The organism is Streptomyces sp. NPDC056738 (genome assembly GCF_042790435.1).
Classification (GTDB): Bacteria; Actinomycetota; Actinomycetes; order Streptomycetales; family Streptomycetaceae; genus Streptomyces.
Genome location: NZ_JBHTZF010000006.1, coordinates 489,048 through 507,061 on the forward strand (window position 1 = coordinate 489,048; position 18,014 = coordinate 507,061).

An 18,014-nucleotide genomic window follows, 5' to 3' on the forward strand; every position below is an offset into this window, starting at 1 on the left:
GTTGTGCAAACTCTCCTTGGCCGGGAGCGGTCGCATGGTCCAGGATCGGACCTCATGGACCTGCTGAACACGCTGGTGGACAAGGGGCTTCGGCGCGAGCTGCCGACCCGCGACGAGGCGCTGGCCGTACTGGCCACCTCCGACGACGACGTACTCGACGTGGTGGCCGCGGCCGGCAAGGTGCGCCGTCACTGGTTCGGCCGACGGGTGAAACTGAACTATCTCGTCAACCTGAAGTCGGGCCTGTGCCCCGAGGACTGCTCGTACTGCTCGCAGCGTCTCGGCTCCACGGCCGGCATCCTCAAGTACACCTGGCTCAAGCCGGAGGAGGCCTCCAAGGCCGCGGCGGCCGGGCTGGCCGGGGGCGCCAAGCGGGTCTGCCTGGTGGCCAGCGGGCGCGGTCCGACGGACCGTGACGTGGACCGGGTCTCCGACACGATCAAGGCGATCAAGGACCAGAACGAGAACGTCGAGGTCTGTGCCTGCCTCGGTCTGCTCTCCGACGGCCAGGCCGAGCGGCTGCGCGAGGCCGGCGCGGACGCCTACAACCACAACCTGAACACGTCCGAGGGGACGTACGGGGAGATCACGACCACCCACACGTACGCCGACCGGGTGGACACCGTCCAGAAGGCGCACGCGGCGGGGCTGTCCGCCTGCTCGGGCCTGATCGCGGGCATGGGCGAGTCGGACGAGGACCTCGTCGACGTCGTCTACGCCCTGCGGGAGCTCGACCCGGACTCCGTTCCGGTGAACTTCCTGATCCCGTTCGAGGGAACGCCGCTCGCCAAGGAGTGGAACCTCACCCCGCAGCGCTGTCTGCGCATCCTGGCCATGGTCCGCTTCGTCTGCCCGGACGTGGAGGTCCGGATCGCCGGCGGCCGCGAGGTGCATCTGCGCACCCTCCAGCCGCTGGCCCTGAACCTCGCCAACTCGATCTTCCTCGGTGACTACCTCACCAGCGAGGGCCAGGCGGGCAAGGCCGACCTGGAGATGATCGCGGACGCCGGTTTCGAGGTGGAGAACGCGGGCGAGGTGACGCTGCCCGAGCACCGCGCGCCGTCCGGCGGCTGCGGATCGCACGCGGAGGCGGGGTGCGGTTCGCACGGCGCGGCGGCCGGATGCGGATCGCACGCCGAAGGGGGCTGCGGGTCCCACGAGGGCGGCGGCGTGTGCGGTTCGGCGCCGGTGGCTCCGGCCGAGGCGCCCGCCGAGGCCCGTACGGACCTGGTGTCCGTACGCCGTCGCGGTGCCGGAACGGATCTCGCGCCCAATGCGTGAGCTGTCCACGCGGGAACTGCTCGACCTCGACCGGCGGCACGTCTGGCATCCGTACGGGCCCATGCCCGGCCGCCAGGAACCGCTGGTCGTGGAGTCGGCGAGCGGGGTCCGGCTGCGGCTGGCCGACGGCACGGGCGAGCTGGTCGACGGCATGTCGTCCTGGTGGTCGGCCATCCACGGCTACAACCACCCGGTCCTGAACGACGCGGCTCGCGGCCAGCTCGACCGGATGAGCCATGTGATGTTCGGCGGGCTCACCCACGAGCCCGCCGTCCGGCTGGCGAAGCGGCTGGTCGACATCTCGCCGGACGGTCTGGAGCACGTGTTCCTCGCCGACTCCGGCTCGGTCTCGGTCGAGGTCGCCGTCAAGATGTGCCTCCAGCACTGGCGCTCGCTCGGCCGTCCGGGCAAGCAGCGGCTGCTGACCTGGCGCGGCGGCTACCACGGCGACACCTGGCAGCCCATGTCGGTGTGCGACCCCGAGGGCGGGATGCACGAGCTGTGGCAGGGCGTGCTCCAGCGCCAGGTGTTCGCCGACGCGCCGCCGGCCGCGTACGAGGAGTCGTACGCGGATCATCTGCGCGAGCTGATCGGGCGGCACGCCGACGAACTCGCCGCCGTCATCGTGGAGCCGGTGGTGCAGGGCGCGGGCGGGATGCGCTTCCACTCCCCCGCGTATCTGCGGGTGCTGCGCGAGGCCTGCGACGAGCACGACGTCCTGCTGGTCTTCGACGAGATCGCGACGGGTTTCGGCCGTACGGGTGAGCTGTTCGCGGCGGACCACGCGGGCGTGACCCCCGACGTGATGTGTGTGGGCAAGGCGCTGACGGGCGGCTATCTGACGATGGCGGCGACGCTGTGCACGGCGCGGGTGGCCGACGGCATCTCGCGCGGCGAGGTGCCGGTGCTGGCGCACGGCCCGACGTTCATGGGCAATCCGCTGGCCGCCGCGGTGGCGTGCGCCTCGGTCGACCTGCTGCTCGGGCAGGACTGGCGGACCGAGGTGAAGCGGATCGAGGCGGGACTGACGGAGGGCCTCGCGGAGGCCTCCGCGCTTCCGGGCGTACGGGACGTACGAGTGCTCGGCGCGATCGGAGTGGTCCAGCTCGACCACGAGGTGGACATGAAGGCGGCGACGGCGGCCGCGGTGCGCGAGGGGGTCTGGCTGCGGCCGTTCCGCGACCTCGTCTACACGATGCCGCCGTACGTCACCGGCGACACGGACCTGGCACGGATCACGCGCGCGGTGTGCGCCGCGGCGCGGGAGGGCTGAGATGACGGTACTGGTGATCACGGGTACGGGCACGGAGGTGGGCAAGACGGTCGTCACGGCCGCCGTCGCCGCCACCGCCCTCGCGGCCGGGCGGTCCGTGGCCGTGCTGAAGCCCGCGCAGACGGGTGTACGACCGGACGAGCGCGGCGACGCGGACGAGGTGGCCCGGCTCGCCGGTGCCGTCACGACGCTCGAACTGGGCCGCTATCCGGAGCCGTTGGCACCCGCGACGGCGGCCCGGCGGGCCGGACTGCCGCCGGTGTCCCCGCGGTCGGCGGCGGAGGCCGCGGCGAAGCTCGCCACCGAGCACGATCTGGTGCTGGTCGAGGGCGCGGGCGGTCTGCTCGTCCGGTTCGACCACGAGGACGGGACGCTCGCGGACGTGGCCCGGATGCTGGACGCGCCCGTGCTGGTCGTCGCTTCGGCGGGGCTGGGAACGCTCAACACGACGGAACTGACGGCTCGTGAACTGCGTCTCCGGGAGCTGGAGTTCGCGGGAGTCGTGATCGGGAGCTGGCCGGACTCCCCCGATCTGGCGATGCGCTGCAATCTCGCGGACCTGCCGGCGGTGTCCGGGGCTCCCCTGCTGGGCGCCGTCCCGGCGGGCGCGGGCGCCCTGTCCCCCGCCGACTTCCGTGCCGGGGCGCCGGGTTGGCTGGATCACCGCATGGGCGGCCGCTGGAACGCCGGGGTCTTCGCGGCGGCGCACACGGCCTGACCAGGCCGCGGCCCCGGCGGGCGCGTCACCCACCCCACACGGCCCGGCCCAGGGCTCGGCGGGCACCTCTCGCGGCGCTCTCGGCCGGACGGCGCCCGCCCGTGAGCCGCCGCGGCCCGGGCGGGCGGCTCCCGGCGGGGTCGACTCGGCCTCCGGGTGACGCGCCGCGCGTGCGGCGGCCTTCCCGGGGGGACAATTCCGGTGAACCCTGTCTCCCGGGAGGTCCGAGATGCCGTTCAAGCCGCTCCGGTCGGCCGACTCCGGCAAGGTCTCCGCGGAGGCCGTGCACCATCCGGTGTTCGCCCGCTCCTACGCCCGCTTCAGCGTCGGCGCCGAGACCCGGCTGGGAATGGGCCGGTTGCGTGAACGGCTGCTCGCCGGGCTGTCCGGGCGGGTGATCGAGATCGGCGCGGGCAACGGCCTGAACTTCGCCCACTACCCGGGCACCGTGTCGGAGGTCGTGGCCATCGAGCCCGAGCGGCTGCTGCGGCAGTTGGCGATGGAGGCGGCGCTGCGCTGCGAGGTGCCCGTCGATGTGGCGCCGGGCGCCGCGGAGGCCCTGCCGGTCAAGAGCGAGGCGTACGACGCCGCCGTGCTCTCGCTCGTGCTGTGCAGCGTGCGGGACGTGCCGAAGGCGCTGTCCGAGGTGCGGCGGGTGCTGCGCCCGGGTGGCACCGTGCGGTTCTTCGAGCACGGCAAGGGCGGCGGGCGAATCATGGGTTCCGTCCAGCGGGGCCTGGACGCCACGGTGTGGCCGCGGCTGTGCGGCGGCTGTCACGTGGCCCGCGACCCGATCGCCGCGCTGCGTGAGGCGGGGTTCGAACTGGGCCCGTACCGGCGGCTGTCGATGCCCGAGAAGGGGCCGCGCCTGCCCACGTCCTACTGCGTCCTGGGCACGGCCCACCGGCCGCTCGACTGACGAGCGTGCCCAGGGGGCTGCCACGCCGGGGTCACAGACTCCAGCGGCGCAGTTCGTGGGCGATGTCGTGGACGGTCGCCTCGCCGCTCTTCACCAGCCGTGCCAGTTCCCTCACCTGTTCGGGCGAGGTGACGACCTTCAGGCCGCTGGCGACGAGATAGGCGTAGGCGACGGCCGAGGCGAACATCGCGTTGGAGCGTTCGAGCGCCGGGACGTGCAGCAGGAGTTGGAGCAGGGCGGCGGCGCGGGCGTGCGGACTGTCGTACACGGGAATGCCGAGGATCTCCGCCTCGTGCCGGCTGACCGCGGCGACGAGTGCTCCCCAGTCGGTGACCTGGGGGTCTCCCGGTGTCTTCTGTTCGGCGATCATGAGGAGCCAGGCAAGGTCGACTCGGAGACTGCTCAAGGGATCAACGACGACCTTCGCTGGTGCCTTCACGCTCCGCGCCGAACTCCTCGGCGAAGACGGACTCGTACTGCTTCATGAAATCGGCGGCGGCCTCCACGAAGGTGTGGCCCACCTCCCCGGTGTCCTGGCGGACCAGTTCCTCGATGTAGCGGTTCACGCTCATCCCCCGTTCCAGGGCTCTCTCCCGGGCGGCGCGCGCTGTGCCTTCGTCCACCCGGACGTTCAGCTGTGTCTTCGCCATCCTTTGAAGCTAGCGCGGAATCGCTAGCACGGGCAAGGGGAGCCGGGATGGAGAACCCCGGTGGAGATTGCCCCTTACATCGATATCAGGGCCCCACCCTGGGGCGGAGACCGTACGGCACCTACGAGGGATACCGGGTGTGCGTCCGATCACACTACGCTCGGGCCGGACCAAGGGTCCGGACATCCATCCCAGGAGGAGGCGGTCTTGTCCACAGCTGCTGCCGAGCAGATCCCCGGCCGCGCGGAGGGGGACGGGATCGCCGCCCGCGCCCGCGGCCTGACCAAGGCGTACGGTTCCGGCGAGACCGCGGTGCTGGCCCTCGACTCGGTCGACGTGGACATCGCGCGCGGCCGGTTCACCGCCGTCATGGGTCCCTCGGGCTCCGGGAAGTCCACCCTCATGCACTGTCTGGCGGGCCTGGACACCGTCTCGGCCGGGCAGGTGTGGCTGGGCGACACCGAGATCACCGGGCTGAAGGACCGCGAGCTGACCCGGCTGCGGCGGGACCGGATCGGCTTCATGTTCCAGTCGTTCAACCTGATCCCCACCCTCAACGCGGCCGAGAACATCACGCTGCCGATGGACATCGCGGGCCAGAAGCCCGACCAGAAGTGGCTCGACCAGGTCATCGACACCCTCGGACTGCGCGAGCGGCTGAAGCACCGGCCCGCCCAGCTCTCCGGGGGACAGCAGCAGCGCGTCGCCTGCGCCCGGGCGCTCGCCTCCCGGCCCGAGCTGATCTTCGCGGACGAGCCGACCGGCAATCTGGACTCGCGAGCCGGCCTCGAAGTCCTCGGATTCCTGCGCGAGGCCGTGGACGAGCTGGGCCAGACCGTCGTCATGGTCACCCACGATCCCGGTGCGGCCGCCCACTCCGACCTGGTCCTCTTCCTCGCGGACGGGCGGATCGTGGACGAGATGGAGCGACCCTCCGCGGACGCCGTGCTGGAGCGGATGAAGCGTTTCGACACCGTCCGGGTGACCTTCGACGACGGCCGCGGCGGGCCCGGTGGAGCGGCGTCCGAGGGCGAGAGTGCGGCCACGGCGGACACCAGGGGCGCGGGCGCCACGGCCCCCGCCGCCGGTGAAGCGGCCCACGGCAGCCCCGGCGACACCGCTCCCGGCGGCGGCTCCGGCGACGTAACCCCCGACAAGGACTGAGGCGGTCGTGCTCAAGGCGACACTGCGAAGCTTTCTCGCGCACAAAGGGCGACTGCTGCTGTCGGCCCTGGCCATCGTGCTGTCCGTGGCCTTCGTCGCGGGCAGTCTCATCTTCTCGGACACGGTGACCCGTACGTTCGACCGGCTCTTCGCCTCCACCGCGGCCGATGTGACCGTGGAACCGAAGAACGATCTGACCTCGCAACTGCCCACCGGCGCGACCGAGACCGTCCCCGCCTCCCTCGCGGACCGGCTCGCCGGAGTCGACGGAGTCGCCGCGACCCACGTGGACGCTTCGGTGGAGAACGCCCCGGTCGTCGACAGCGCGAACAAGTCGGTCGGACCGACGACGGGCGCCCCGACGATCGTCACCAACTGGGAGATCACCGAACGCAGTCCGGTGAAGCTGACCTCCGGTCACGAACCCCACGGCGCGGGCGAGGCTCTGCTCGACGCGGACACCGCCGACAAGAAGCACCTCGGTGTCGGCGACACGCTCACGGTGCAGGCGCAGCCCGGCTCCTTCAAGGTGCGGATCGTCGGCATCGCCACCTTCACCACCACCAACCCCGGTGCCGCGCTGATCTTCCTCGACACCCCGACCGCGCAGTCCAAGCTGCTCGGCCGCCCCGACGCCGCCACGAGCATCTCCGTGGACGCCGCGCCGGGTGTCGACGACGCCGTGCTCAAGAAGCGCGTCTCCGCCGAACTCGGCTCCGGGCCCTACGACGTGAAGACGGCCGAGGAGCAGGCGAAGTCGTCCGCCGAGCAGCTCGGCGGATTCCTCGACGTCATCAAGTACGTGATGCTCGGCTTCGCCGGGATCGCGGTGCTCGTCGGCATATTCCTCATCGTCAACACCTTCTCCATGCTGATCGCCCAGCGCACCCGGGAACTCGGACTGCTGCGGGCGCTGGGCGCCGACCGCCGGCAGGTGCGCCGGTCGGTGCTCACCGAGGCGCTGCTCCTCGGCCTGGTCGGATCGACCCTCGGCCTAGCGGCCGGGATCGGGCTGGCGATCGGGCTGATCAAGCTGATGTCCGCCTTCGGCATGAACCTCAAGTCCACGGAGATGGTGATCGGTTGGGGAACCCCCGTGGCGGCGTACGTCGTCGGCGTGGGCGTCACCTACGTCGCCGCCTATCTCCCGGCCAGGCGGGCCGCGGGCGTCTCTCCCATGGCCGCCCTCTCGGACGCCGAAGTCGCGGGCGTGGGACGGCCGTTGCGGGTACGGGCCGTGGTCGGCGGGGTCGTCGGCGCGGCCGGGGCCGCGGCCCTGGCCGGATGCGCGGCCTCGTCGAAGACCTCGACCTCGGCGTCGCTGCTGGGACTCGGTGTCGTCCTCACCCTGATCGCCACGGTGATCGCCGGTCCGCTGCTCGTACGCCCCGTGATCCGGGTCCTCGGCGGCGCGTTCCCGGCGCTCTTCGGACCGGTGGGCCGGATGAGCCAGCGCAACGCGCTGCGCAATCCACGGCGCACCGGCGCCACCGCGGCCGCCCTCATGGTCGGTCTCGCCCTGGTCGGCGGGATGTCCGTGGCCAGCGCGTCCATGAGCAAGTCCTTCGACCAGCAGATCGACAAAACCCTCGGCGCCGACTTCGTGCTCCAGAACGCCAATTACGTGCCGTTCTCGCACGAGGTCACGGACAAGGTGCGGGCCACCGAGGGCGTCGGACTGGTCGTCCGGCAGCGCTTCACCCCGGTCGCGGTCGAACTGCCCGACGGCAAGCGGGTGGAGACGACCGCCTCGGCCTACGATCCGCGTCTCGACGACGTCGCCCACCTCACGTACACGCGGGGCGATTCGGCGGCGGCGCTCGGCGAGGGACGTATCGCGATGGACGCGACGTTCGCCGAGGACCACGACGTGCGGGTCGGCAGCACGATTCCCGTCGAGTTCCCCGCCGGCCGCAGGACGACCCTGACCGTGGGCGCGCTCACGGACCAGGACGGCGGAGGGTTCGGGACACAGGGCGGACTCTTCTTCGGCTTCGGCACCATCGAGAAGTACGTGCCCGGCGGGCAGGACTCGGCGCTGTACGTCAACGCGGCCCCGGGCACCTCACCGGAGCGGCTGCGGCCGCGGCTGGAGAAGACCCTGGAGCCGTATCCGCAGGTCCAGGTCCGTGACCAGGCCGACTACAAGAAGCTCGTCCACGACCAGATCGCCGTGCTGCTCTACCTCGTGTACGCGCTGCTGGGGCTGGCGATCGTCATCGCGGTGCTCGGCGTGGTCAACACCCTCGCGCTGTCCGTCGTGGAGCGCACCCGCGAGATCGGGCTGCTGCGCGCCATCGGTCTCGGCCGGCGTCAACTGCGCCGGATGATCCGTCTGGAGTCCGTGGTGATCGCCGTGTTCGGCGCGGTCCTCGGGCTGGCGCTCGGGATCATCTGGGGTGTCTGCGTCCAGCAGGTGCTCGCGCTGCAGGGCATGAAGGCGCTCGCCATCCCCTGGACGACGATCGTCGCGGTCGTGATCGGCTCGGCGGTCGTCGGCATCGTCGCGGCCCTGCTCCCGGCCCTGCGGGCGTCGCGCATGAACGTCCTGGCGGCGATCGCGCACGAGTGACCGACCCGGCCCGGTCCCGGCATCCGGGGCCGGGCCGGCCGACCGCCGACCCGCTCAAGGCCGGGCCGCGGCGAGTCCTCCGACGGAAGAGACCGCCGAAGTCACGTGGAAGGGACCCCCGATGCCACGCCCGTTCCGTTTCGGCGTCAGCCTCATCGCTCCCGCGACCGGTGCCGAGTGGGCCGACCGGTGCCGCCGCGCCGAGGAACTCGGCTACGACGTCATCACCGTCGCCGACCACCTGGGCATGCCCGCCCCGTTCCCCTCACTGGTGGCCGCGGCGCAGGCGACACGACGGCCCCGGCTCGGCACGTTCGTGCTCAACGCGGCCTTCTGGAACCCCGCGCTGCTCGCCCGCGAGGTGGCCACCACGGACGCGCTGACCGGCGGCCGTCTCGAACTCGGCCTCGGCACCGGCTACGTACCGGCCGAACACGAGACGGCGGGACTGCCCTTCGGCACCCCGCGCGAGAGGGTCGACCATCTTCTGCGCACGGTCGAGGAGCTGGAGCGCCTGCTCGGCCCGGACGGACTCTCCGCCGGCACGCCGTGGCCGGGCGGGGAGGCACCCCGGACGCCGGGCGGCGGACCGCCTCGGGTGCCCCTGCTGATCGGGGCCAACGGCGACCGGATGTTCCGCCTGGCCGCGGAGCACGCGGACATCGCCTCGTTCACGGGAGCCCGCACCGGGCGCAACGGCACCCTCGAACCGCTGTCGGCCGACGAACTCGACGGACGCGTCACGCTCCACCGGAAGGCGTCCGCCGGACGCGAGGAACCGGCCGAGCTCAACCTGCTGATCCAGATCGTCGCCGTCACCGACGACCGCGCCGCCGCCGTCCGTCCGTGGCTGCCCCGGCTCCCGCATCTGACCGAACGCGAGGTGCTGGACCTGCCCATCGTCCTGATCGGTACCTCGGACCAGATCGTCGGCCAGGTCCTGGACCTGCGCGAGCGCTTCGGCTTCTCGTATCTGACGGTCTTGGAGCCGAACCTGGAGGCCTTCGCTCCCGTGGTCCGCGCACTGAGCGGCCGGTGATCGTCCGCATGTCGGAAATCCCGTTCCGGCGCCTGGTCGCCGTGATGAGATCGGACCATGACCGACTTGCGGATACGGGCCGCGCGGCCCGAGGACCTCGACGCCGTGCTCGCCTTCTGGAAGGTGGCCGCCGAGGACGCCAGCATCAGTGACGACCGCGACGGCGTGGAGCGCCTGGTCGACCGCGATCCCGGGGCGCTCCTGCTCGCGGAGCGCGAAGGGGAGCTGGTGGGCACGGTGATCGCCGGCTTCGACGGCTGGCGCTGCCACCTGTACCGGCTGGCGGTCCGTCCGGACCGGCGGCGCCTCGGCGTGGGCTCCGCGCTGCTGGCCGCGGCCGAGGACCGTTTCGTACGGCTGGGCGGGCGGCGTGGTGACGCGATGGTGCTGAAACGGAACGAGACCGCCCACCATGCCTGGCGGGCCGCCGGGTATACGCCGGAGGAGCACTGGCGGCGCTGGGTGAAGCCGCTCACGGACTAGGACTCCCACGCGTCGGCGTCGGGGGTCGTGGGGAGGCGGACACCGGGCCGACGGCGGGTCTCCCGCCTGCGCCACCGGGCCGACGGCGGGGGTCCCGAAAGTGCGGGGTCCGACGACGGTACCCCCGGAGAAGCTACTTTGCCGATCCTTTACCCTTGTTGGACCCGACCATCGCTTCTCCGACGAAAGGTGTGAGCGTCCGCCCATGGGCGAGCCTCCCAGTACCCGCGGCCGTGCCGCGCACGGTCGACGCGGACATCGCGCGATCCCCCTGTCCCTGGCCGATCATGGGACGGAGGTGACCCGATGACCGAAGTGTTCCTCCTGCTCGTCGCAGTTCTGCTCTCGCTGGCCTGCGGCGGCTTCGTCGCGGCCGAGTTCTCTCTGACCACGGTCGAGCGCAGCGAGCTGGAACGGGCCGTCGAACGCGGCGAGCGGGGCGCCTCCGGAGCCCTCAAGGCCGTACGGAACCTCACCTTCCAGCTCTCCGGCGCCCAGCTCGGCATCACCGTGACGAACCTTGTGGTCGGCATGCTCTCCGAGGCGTCGATCGCCAAGCTCATCGCGGGCCCCCTGGAATCACTGGGCGTGCCGCCCTCCGCGTCCAACTCCGTGGCGCTGATCATCGGTACGGCGCTCTCGACGGTCTTCCTGATGGTCGTGGGCGAGCTGGTGCCCAAGAACTGGGCGATCTCCTCACCGCTGGCCGTGGCCAAGCGGGTGGCGACGCCGCAGCGCTGGTTCAGCGCCGCGTTCCGCCCGTTCATCGCCCATCTGAACAACACCGCGAACCACGTCGTCCGCCGGTTCGGCCTCGAACCCGCCGAGGAGCTGGCCTCCGCCCGCGGACCCCAGGAGCTCGTGGCGCTCGCCCGGCACTCCGCCAAGGAGGGCGCCCTGGAGGCGGACACCGCCGAACTGTTCGTACGCACCCTGAACCTCGCCGACCTGACCGCGGAGAACGTGATGACACCGCGCGTCCAGGTCATCGCGCTGGACGTCCAGGCGACCTGCGAGGACGTGGCGAACGCGACCCGGGCCACCGGCCTGTCGCGGTTCCCGGTCTACCACGAGAGCCTCGACGAGGTCGTCGGCGTCGCCCACATCAGGGACGTGCTGACCGTGCACGCCACGAGCCGGACACAGACCCCCGTCTCCCGGATCATGCGCGAGCCGCTGTTCGTACCGGAGTCGCTGACCGTGGACAGGCTCCTGGACCGGCTGGCCGGCAAGCGCACGATGGCCGTGGTCATCGACGAGTACGGCGGCACGGCCGGCGTCGCCACCCTGGAGGACATCGTGGAGGAGGTCGTCGGCGAGGTCCGCGACGAGCACGACCCGCACGAGACGCCCGACCTCGCCCCGGCCGGCACCGACGCCGCGGGCCGGGCGCTGTACTCGGCCGACGGCTCCGCCCGCACCGACCAGCTCGCCCGGGTCGGACTGCGGGTGCCCGAGGGGCCGTACGAGACCCTGGCGGGGTTCATCGCGACCGAACTCGGCCGGATCCCCGCCGAGGGGGACAGCGTCGAGGCCGACGGCTGGCGGTTCGACGTCGTGGACGCCTCGGGGCGGCGCGCCGCGCGAGTCCTGCTGCACGCCCCGGACGACGCCGAGGAGAGCACGCGATGACCGTCGTACAACTGCTGATCGGACTCGCGACCCTCGTCGTGAACGGCTTCTTCGTCGGCGCCGAGTTCGGGCTGATCTCGGTGCGCCGCAGCCAGATCGAACCGCACGCCGAGCGGGGCGACCGTCGGGCGCGCAGTGTGCTCTGGGGCCTCGAACACGTCTCGGCGCTGCTCGCGACCGCGCAGCTCGGCATCACGCTGTGCACCCTGGTGCTCGGCATCGTCGCCGAACCGGCCATCGCGCACCTGCTGGAGCCGGTGTTCCACGCCGTGGGCGTCCCGTCCGGCGCGGGTCACGCGGTCTCCTTCGTCATCGCGCTCACCCTGGCGACGTATCTGCACATGCTGCTCGGCGAGATGGTGCCGAAGAACGTGGCCCTCGCGGAACCCGTGCGGACGGCGCTGGTGCTCGGGCCGCCGCTGGTCGCCCTCTCCCGCGCCCTGCGCCCGGTGATCTTCGCGGTCAACGCCTTCGCCAACGGCCTGCTGAAGCTGCTGCGGGTCGAGACGAAGGACGAGGTCGCGGCGACCTTCTCCGACGACGAGCTGGCCCGCCTGGTCAAGGACTCCAGCGCGGCGGGGCTCATCGACCACCGTGCCCAGGAGCGGCTGCGGGACGCCCTGGAGCTGGGGCGCCGCCCGGTGCACGACGTCGTGCTCCCGGTGGAACGCGTCGTCTACGCGCGCGTGGGTGTCACTCCGGAGGAGCTGGAGCGGCTGTCGGGCGAGTCGGGGTTCTCCCGCTTCCCGGTGGTCGACGAGGGGCGCCGGATCGTGGGCTATCTGCACGTCAAGGACGCGCTGGACGCGGTCCCTCGCGAGGTGCCGTTCCGCGTGGAGGACATGCGGCCCATCGCCCGCGTCCGGGAGAGCACGCCCCTGGACGACGTCCTGACCGCGATGCGCCGCAGCCGCACGCATCTCGCCGGGGTCATGGGCAGCGACGGACGGCTCACGGGACTGGTGACGATGGAGGACGTCCTGAGGGAACTGTTCGGGCAGCCGGCGTAGGGGCGTTGCGGACTGCCGGTCAGGACGGCCCGACCGACCGACGGGTATGTGTTCGGGTTACCATCTTTCACGCCATGCAGATGAATGCCTCATACACCAGCCTCGTCGCGGTCGGCGACTCCTTCACCGAGGGCATGTCGGACCTGTTGCCCGACGGCTCGTACCGAGGATGGGCCGACCTCCTCGCCGGCCGCATGGCGGCCCGGGCGCCTGGTTTTCGCTACGCCAACCTCGCGGTGCGCGGCAAGCTGATCGGGCAGATCGTCGACGAGCAGGTGGACGTGGCCGTCGCCATGCGGCCCGATGTGATCACGCTGGTCGGCGGCCTCAACGACACGCTGCGGCCGAAGGTCGACATGGGACGCGTCCGCGGTCTCCTGGAGGAGGCCGTGGAGCGGCTGGCCCCGGCCTGCGAGCAGCTCGTCCTGATGCGCAGCCCGGGCCGCAACGGCCCGGTCCTCGAACGCTTCCGGCCCCGCATGGAGGAGCTGTTCACCGTCGTCGACGCGCTCGCCGAGCGGCACGGCGCCCTGGTGGTGGACCTCTACGGGGCACCTTCGCTCGCCGACCCGCGCTCGTGGGACGTCGACCGGCTGCACTTGACCGCCGACGGGCATCGCCGGGTCGCGGAAGCCGTGTGGCAGACCCTCGGATACGAGGCCGAGGACCCGGAGTGGCACGTCCCGTCGGCGCCCACCGCGCCCCCCGGCTGGGTCTCCCGCCGCACGGCCGACGCCCGCTTCGCCCGGCAGCATCTGCTGCCGTGGATCGGGCGACGGCTGACGGGTCGCTCGTCCGGTGACGGACTGCCGGCGAAGCGCCCGGAGCTCCTGCCCTACGAGGGTCCTGTCACGGGCGGCCACGGAGGCTGAGCCGGCTCGCTCGGCGCCGAGCCGGCTTCACATCACGTCGACTCCACGTCGCGTCGGCTCGAACGGGCGGCTTCCGCCGTATCACTCTCGCGAGTGACACGGCGGCCCATGCTCCGCATAGGGGAGGACGCTACCGGATCACCCCTCGGTCGCCACAGGGCGCACGGGGGGGCGCTCGACAGCGCGGGTATGGAGTTGATGCGCCCACTCACGCGCCCGTAGGTACGGCCGGGCCCGGCGCGTACGCCGGGCCCCGCCGACGGCCCCTCCAGCTTTGCGGAGCATGGAGAGGAGCCGTCTCGCCATCCCGTGGAGGAGGGCAAGTAACAGGCCAGCCGGGAGTTCCCGCTGGAATCAACATCAAAGCACTCGAGCCTTGGCCTGAGAAGTACGCCCCAGGGCACCGGCCGGGGAACTTACGGACCACTGTCCCCACGCGTGGCCGGGCCAAAGGCACGTGCGTACCTTTTGGCACCGACACGCCACCGGTGGACCGATCAGGGCCGATGTGCCCCATCGGCACCCTTGCGGCGGACTGTCGGCAGGGTGGGAAACCAGCCATCCCCGACCACCCCGCCTACTACCGGCGGGGATCGCTCTGCGCCAGGTTCAGTACACAGATCGTGAGCATGTGTGGACGCACCGCCCCGGTTCGCCTCATGCAGAGGCGCGGGGCACCACGAGTGAGAAACGGCCAGCCGAAGCGGCGCGCCCGGCGACGATCAGGCGCTGTCCCCGGTGATTCCGCCGGAGGGCAGGGGGGTCGCCGTCAACGGGCCGTGCGCCATGACGATCGAGGCGAGCGGGTACGGGGGACCGTCGGTGCCGCGCAGGACCAGCAGCGGCATCCCGCGTTCGTCCTGGCGCCGTCCGAGCGAGAGCCAGATCCGGTCGGCGCGGTCGACCTGCCCCATCCCGAGGTCGTAGATCCGCCCCCAGAGGAAGAACGGGTCGGCGGCCGTGTCGCTCGCCTCCTGGAGGAGCTCGGGGACACCGTGCGCGGTGAGGTGGACGGCGACACCGTCGAGGGTTCCGGCGGCCACCTGAGCGTGCCCGGCCGTCCTGGTCCGGACGTTGCGGGGAGCGCCGATCGCGTCGAGCCAGTACTCCCAGTCGTCCAGGCAGGTGGCCTTGATGGCCACGGTGACCCGCTCCCCGTCCGCCGAGATCTGCATGGCCTCCAGGCGTGCGAGGTGGTCGGACTGCAGGCTCGCGGCGACGGAGACCGCGCGGGCGGAGGCGCTGCCCCATCCGACCTGGCGCGACCGCGCGGCGGCCGGCCTCACCCTCGGGACCTGGCCGTCGACGCGCTGCGGTACCGGCGTCGCCCCGCGCTCCGCCATGACCCGTCCGGCGCCGCGGTCGGCGAGATGCAGGACGATCGCGCCGCGCGCGGGTGGCACGAGCGGCGAGGACAGGGCGGCGCGGTCGTGCCGGGGCTCGGGGTTCTCGGTACCGGTACCCGGCCCCTGGTGCTCCGGCCCCTGGTGCTCCGGAACGGACGCGGGGGCGCGATCGTGCCGGGGCTCGGACTCCTCGTCGGCGGCCACGGGTTCCTCACCGTCCGGCCCGGCCGCGGGGGCATGGTCGTGGCGCGGCTCGGGACCGCCGGCCCCGGGGCCGCGCTCCCCACGGACCGGCGCGGACGCCGACACGGGCACGGGCAGGAACTCGGGCACGGACGCGGGTGTGGAAGCGGGCAGGGGCAGGGGTAGGGGTGCCCGGTCGTGCCGCGGCTCGATGTCGTCGCCGGTGGCCCGTACCCCGCCGTTCGGCTCGGGGGCGGACGCGTCCTCCTGGCGCGGTTCGACGTCGTCGCCGGGGATCAGTCCCTTGCGGTTCAGCGCGGTGGCGATCCGCATCGCGACCTCGCTCGGGTAACCGCAGTCCTCGACGATCGTGTCCACGGCCGCGTGATAGGCCTCCGGGCAGTTCTGCACGGCCTCGACCTGTGTCCGCAGCCGTTCGAGGGCACCGGCACCGCCGGCCTCCACCAGACGCCCCTGCGCCTCCAGGTCGGCGACGAACTCCCGGGCGAACGCGCTGAGTTGCTCGGCGAGATTGGCTTCGACGACCGAACGGATCCCGGGCACCGTCGTCATGCCGCCACCCCCAGATATTCGCTGCGCAGCTTGGCCAGAGCCCTGAACTGCAGGGTCTTCACAGCGCCTTCGGACCGTGACATCTGGCGCGCCGTCTCCAGCACGGAGAACTCCATCAGGAACCGGCGCGTGAGGACCTCGCGCTGTGGTGGCCGCAGTTGGTCCAGGGCCCGGCGCAGCAACTCCTCGTCCAGACTGATCAGTACGGTGTCCTCGGTGCTGACCGTCAGGTCCTCGTCGAAGCCGAGCATGTCCTCGACGACGAACTCACGTCGCTGGGCACTCTTGCAATGGTCGATGACCTTGTTCCGGGCGATGGTGATCAGCCACCCGACAAAACCGATGCCGCGATAAGTGAAGGTCTCGCGTTTCATCCAGGCGTTGAGAAAGGTCTCGCCGGTGATGTCCTCGGCGACCTGCCGATTGCGTACACGGCGCTGTACGTAAGCCAGTACCGCGGGGTGATGCAGAGCGTAGAGCTCCCCGAAAGCGTCCCGGTCCCCCGCGAGCGCACGGGCGATAAGGGCCGGTTCTCTGGTGTCGAACCGCGGTGTGGCGGCGTTAGCCTCGGCGATCAAGGCCTACTCCGTTCATGAGTGGATGAACTGTGGTGGGCAGGTGCTGCGACGGTCCGCTCCGGCCATGGCCGGGCTCGGGCGCCGGATGACCGGGTCGTCGTGTCCGAAGGTTTCGAGGCGTCCCCCGCGGTTGCCTCGCAGCTCCAGTGCCTGGTCGAGCCGATGCCGAGGCGGTGCAAATAGGGTCCCCTCAAAGGGACTTGCATACGTGCGACTAACTCACAGTCATGCAACATATGCAACTTGCGTACACGTACGCAAGTTGCTTCGCCGGTATGAAGACGAGACTTTTTGTGGGGAACTGACGTGCGAAGCGTCCCCCTTGGCCTGCCATGACTCTTAAACACCTATTGACCTGCGAAGATGCACGCATGCAAGTCGCGTGCAAGTTGCATACACGCGCGCTACTCTCCGGAACATGCGGAGCATGGAAGAGTCCCCCCACGAGTCCCGCGGTGAGCGACAAGCTCTCGCAAGGAGGGTGGGCGAGTACCTCACAAATGCCGCGACAGCGGCCGGGTACGACGTACGCCCACGAGCCGGTGGCCGGGCTCAACTGGCCATCGCGATTGGAGTGAGCCTGACGACGATCAGCAGAACGCTGGAAGGAAAGACCCTCCCCCTTCCCTCGCAACTGACGACATGGGCGTCAGTACTTGGCCTCGACCAGCGAGAGATGTTGGTGAACAGCGGCATGCTTCCGCCGGAACACGGGCCTCAGCCTGCGACACGGAGGGTAGCCTCAGTATCACTCACCCCGGAGGAGGCCATGGACGCATGGGGAATCACTGATCTCAGAATCCGCACAATGCTCAGCGGGAACATCGTCCAAGCTATCGAGCTTCAAAAGGATCTCGATGCCGACGACAGCCGGGGGGCCACTGCAAGGGGGTAACAAGACGTGGCGTACAGACTGGCAACCGCGTCCGCCGCCAGCTGCACAGCCGGCTGGACATTCGTGGGCGTGGGCGTCTGGCACCATGCATGGGAAGCGGCGACAGTCGGGATCGGCCTGTTAACCATGGGCGTGGCCGGGGCACTTGCGGCCCTGCTCCGTCACACGGTGACGCAGGTCGATGCCCGTACACGACACGATCTCAGCGTCCTGGCGGAACACCGACGACGCCTCGAGCTGGACATACAAAAACGCGAGCTGGACCTGGCCCAGCGCGAAAAAGCCATGGCCCGCAGGGCCACCATCACAGCCATCAGACTCGGCAGTCATGCCAGAGCCCTCGACGAGGCGCGCAACGCGAACACGGTGCTGCGCGCCAAGAACTCCCAGCTCATGCAGGAGATCGAGGAAGTCAACGACGAGCGCAATCAACTGATCACGGCAGAGCTCTCCTTCGCCCACGACCGATTCACGTCGAAGACCTACGGGGGCTTGCGCGCTGTCGTCGGCAGCGAGCAGCCCCACCCCGATCCGCACGCGCAGGCCGGCTACGGAAGCCGCCCCCCGCGTTCCGGATCATGAGCACCACCCTGCGAAAACGTTCCACCGAGCCATCCATCCCTTCATACGGTGAACAACTCCCCTCCGTTCAAAGGAGTTGAGCGTCAATCCGCCGCGATGACCGGCGGACGCAGGAGCGACGACGCGGTACGTGGTGCCCGCCCGAGCGCGACACCTCCGTCCCGTCCCCGCACCTCCTCACGCACGCCCCGGTCCGCCGGGGGGTGCCGCTCCGCCACGACCTGCGCATCCGGGACGCCGCGGA

The 18,014-nt window shown here is 71.1% G+C and carries 16 protein-coding genes; 12 read left to right on the forward strand and 4 right to left on the reverse strand.

The window, feature by feature from the left end:
* Positions 1-54 precede the first annotated feature (54 nt).
* From bioB to ACFRIC_RS19220, 4 genes are all read left to right on the forward strand, one after another.
* The gene (gene bioB, locus ACFRIC_RS19205; RefSeq protein ID WP_382787139.1) at positions 55-1,281 is read left to right on the forward strand and encodes a biotin synthase BioB; all 1,227 of its coding nucleotides are present in this window, start codon (positions 55-57) and stop codon (positions 1,279-1,281) included.
* Entirely contained in the window at positions 1,274-2,554 is a 1,281-nt protein-coding gene (locus ACFRIC_RS19210; RefSeq protein WP_382787142.1) for an adenosylmethionine--8-amino-7-oxononanoate transaminase, read from the forward strand. The genes bioB and ACFRIC_RS19210 overlap by 8 nt, the downstream gene beginning before the upstream one ends.
* Position 2,555: 1 nt before the next feature.
* Positions 2,556-3,272, forward strand: a complete 717-nt coding sequence (gene bioD / locus ACFRIC_RS19215) for a dethiobiotin synthase (RefSeq protein ID WP_382787145.1) — start codon at positions 2,556-2,558, stop codon at positions 3,270-3,272.
* A 229-nt stretch (positions 3,273-3,501) separates the two neighbouring features.
* The gene (locus tag ACFRIC_RS19220) at positions 3,502-4,191 is read left to right on the forward strand and encodes a class I SAM-dependent methyltransferase (RefSeq protein WP_382787148.1); all 690 of its coding nucleotides are present in this window, start codon (positions 3,502-3,504) and stop codon (positions 4,189-4,191) included.
* 31 nt (positions 4,192-4,222) lie between these two features.
* Here ACFRIC_RS19220 and ACFRIC_RS19225 read toward each other — a convergent pair whose 3' ends face one another.
* Positions 4,223-4,597, reverse strand: a complete 375-nt coding sequence (locus tag ACFRIC_RS19225; protein ID WP_382787151.1) for a fic family toxin-antitoxin system, toxin component — start codon at positions 4,595-4,597, stop codon at positions 4,223-4,225.
* A gap of 4 nt (positions 4,598-4,601) precedes the next feature.
* Entirely contained in the window at positions 4,602-4,841 is a 240-nt protein-coding gene (locus tag ACFRIC_RS19230) for a toxin-antitoxin system HicB family antitoxin (protein WP_339127977.1), read from the reverse strand.
* A gap of 207 nt (positions 4,842-5,048) precedes the next feature.
* Between ACFRIC_RS19230 and ACFRIC_RS19235 the strand changes: the two genes are divergently transcribed.
* The 7 genes from ACFRIC_RS19235 to ACFRIC_RS19265 all read left to right on the forward strand — a co-directional run bounded on the left by ACFRIC_RS19235 (position 5,049) and on the right by ACFRIC_RS19265 (position 13,613).
* Positions 5,049-6,005, forward strand: a complete 957-nt coding sequence (locus ACFRIC_RS19235) for an ABC transporter ATP-binding protein (protein ID WP_382787155.1) — start codon at positions 5,049-5,051, stop codon at positions 6,003-6,005.
* A 7-nt stretch (positions 6,006-6,012) separates the two neighbouring features.
* The gene (locus ACFRIC_RS19240) at positions 6,013-8,577 is read left to right on the forward strand and encodes an ABC transporter permease (protein ID WP_382787158.1); all 2,565 of its coding nucleotides are present in this window, start codon (positions 6,013-6,015) and stop codon (positions 8,575-8,577) included.
* 121 nt (positions 8,578-8,698) lie between these two features.
* Positions 8,699-9,616 (forward strand): LLM class F420-dependent oxidoreductase, encoded by a 918-nt coding sequence (locus tag ACFRIC_RS19245; RefSeq protein WP_382787161.1) that lies wholly within the window; start codon positions 8,699-8,701, stop codon positions 9,614-9,616.
* Positions 9,617-9,673: 57 nt separating this feature from the next.
* The gene (locus ACFRIC_RS19250) at positions 9,674-10,099 is read left to right on the forward strand and encodes a GNAT family N-acetyltransferase (protein WP_382787164.1); all 426 of its coding nucleotides are present in this window, start codon (positions 9,674-9,676) and stop codon (positions 10,097-10,099) included.
* Between the two features lie 306 nt (positions 10,100-10,405).
* Positions 10,406-11,731 carry a hemolysin family protein gene (locus ACFRIC_RS19255; RefSeq protein ID WP_382787167.1) on the forward strand — a complete coding sequence of 442 codons (1,326 nt, stop codon included), beginning with the start codon at positions 10,406-10,408 and terminating at the stop codon, positions 11,729-11,731.
* Entirely contained in the window at positions 11,728-12,741 is a 1,014-nt protein-coding gene (locus tag ACFRIC_RS19260) for a hemolysin family protein (protein ID WP_382787170.1), read from the forward strand. Before ACFRIC_RS19255 ends, ACFRIC_RS19260 begins: the two co-directional genes overlap by 4 nt.
* A gap of 74 nt (positions 12,742-12,815) precedes the next feature.
* Positions 12,816-13,613, forward strand: coding sequence for an SGNH/GDSL hydrolase family protein (locus tag ACFRIC_RS19265; RefSeq protein WP_382787173.1), 798 nt, complete (start codon positions 12,816-12,818; stop codon positions 13,611-13,613).
* 722 nt (positions 13,614-14,335) lie between these two features.
* On the opposite strand, the gene ACFRIC_RS19270 is transcribed toward ACFRIC_RS19265, so the two are convergent.
* Together ACFRIC_RS19270 and ACFRIC_RS19275 are read right to left on the reverse strand one after the other, a co-directional pair.
* On the reverse strand, positions 14,336-15,715 hold the full coding sequence (locus ACFRIC_RS19270) for a BN159_2729 family protein (protein WP_382787175.1): 1,380 nt from the start codon (positions 15,713-15,715) through the stop codon (positions 14,336-14,338).
* Entirely contained in the window at positions 15,712-16,293 is a 582-nt protein-coding gene (locus ACFRIC_RS19275) for an RNA polymerase sigma factor (RefSeq protein WP_382787178.1), read from the reverse strand. Before ACFRIC_RS19275 ends, ACFRIC_RS19270 begins: the two co-directional genes overlap by 4 nt.
* A 964-nt stretch (positions 16,294-17,257) precedes the next feature.
* Between ACFRIC_RS19275 and ACFRIC_RS19280 the strand changes: the two genes are divergently transcribed.
* Entirely contained in the window at positions 17,258-17,770 is a 513-nt protein-coding gene (locus tag ACFRIC_RS19280) for a hypothetical protein (protein ID WP_382787181.1), read from the forward strand.
* The last annotated feature ends 244 nt before the right edge of the window (positions 17,771-18,014 follow it).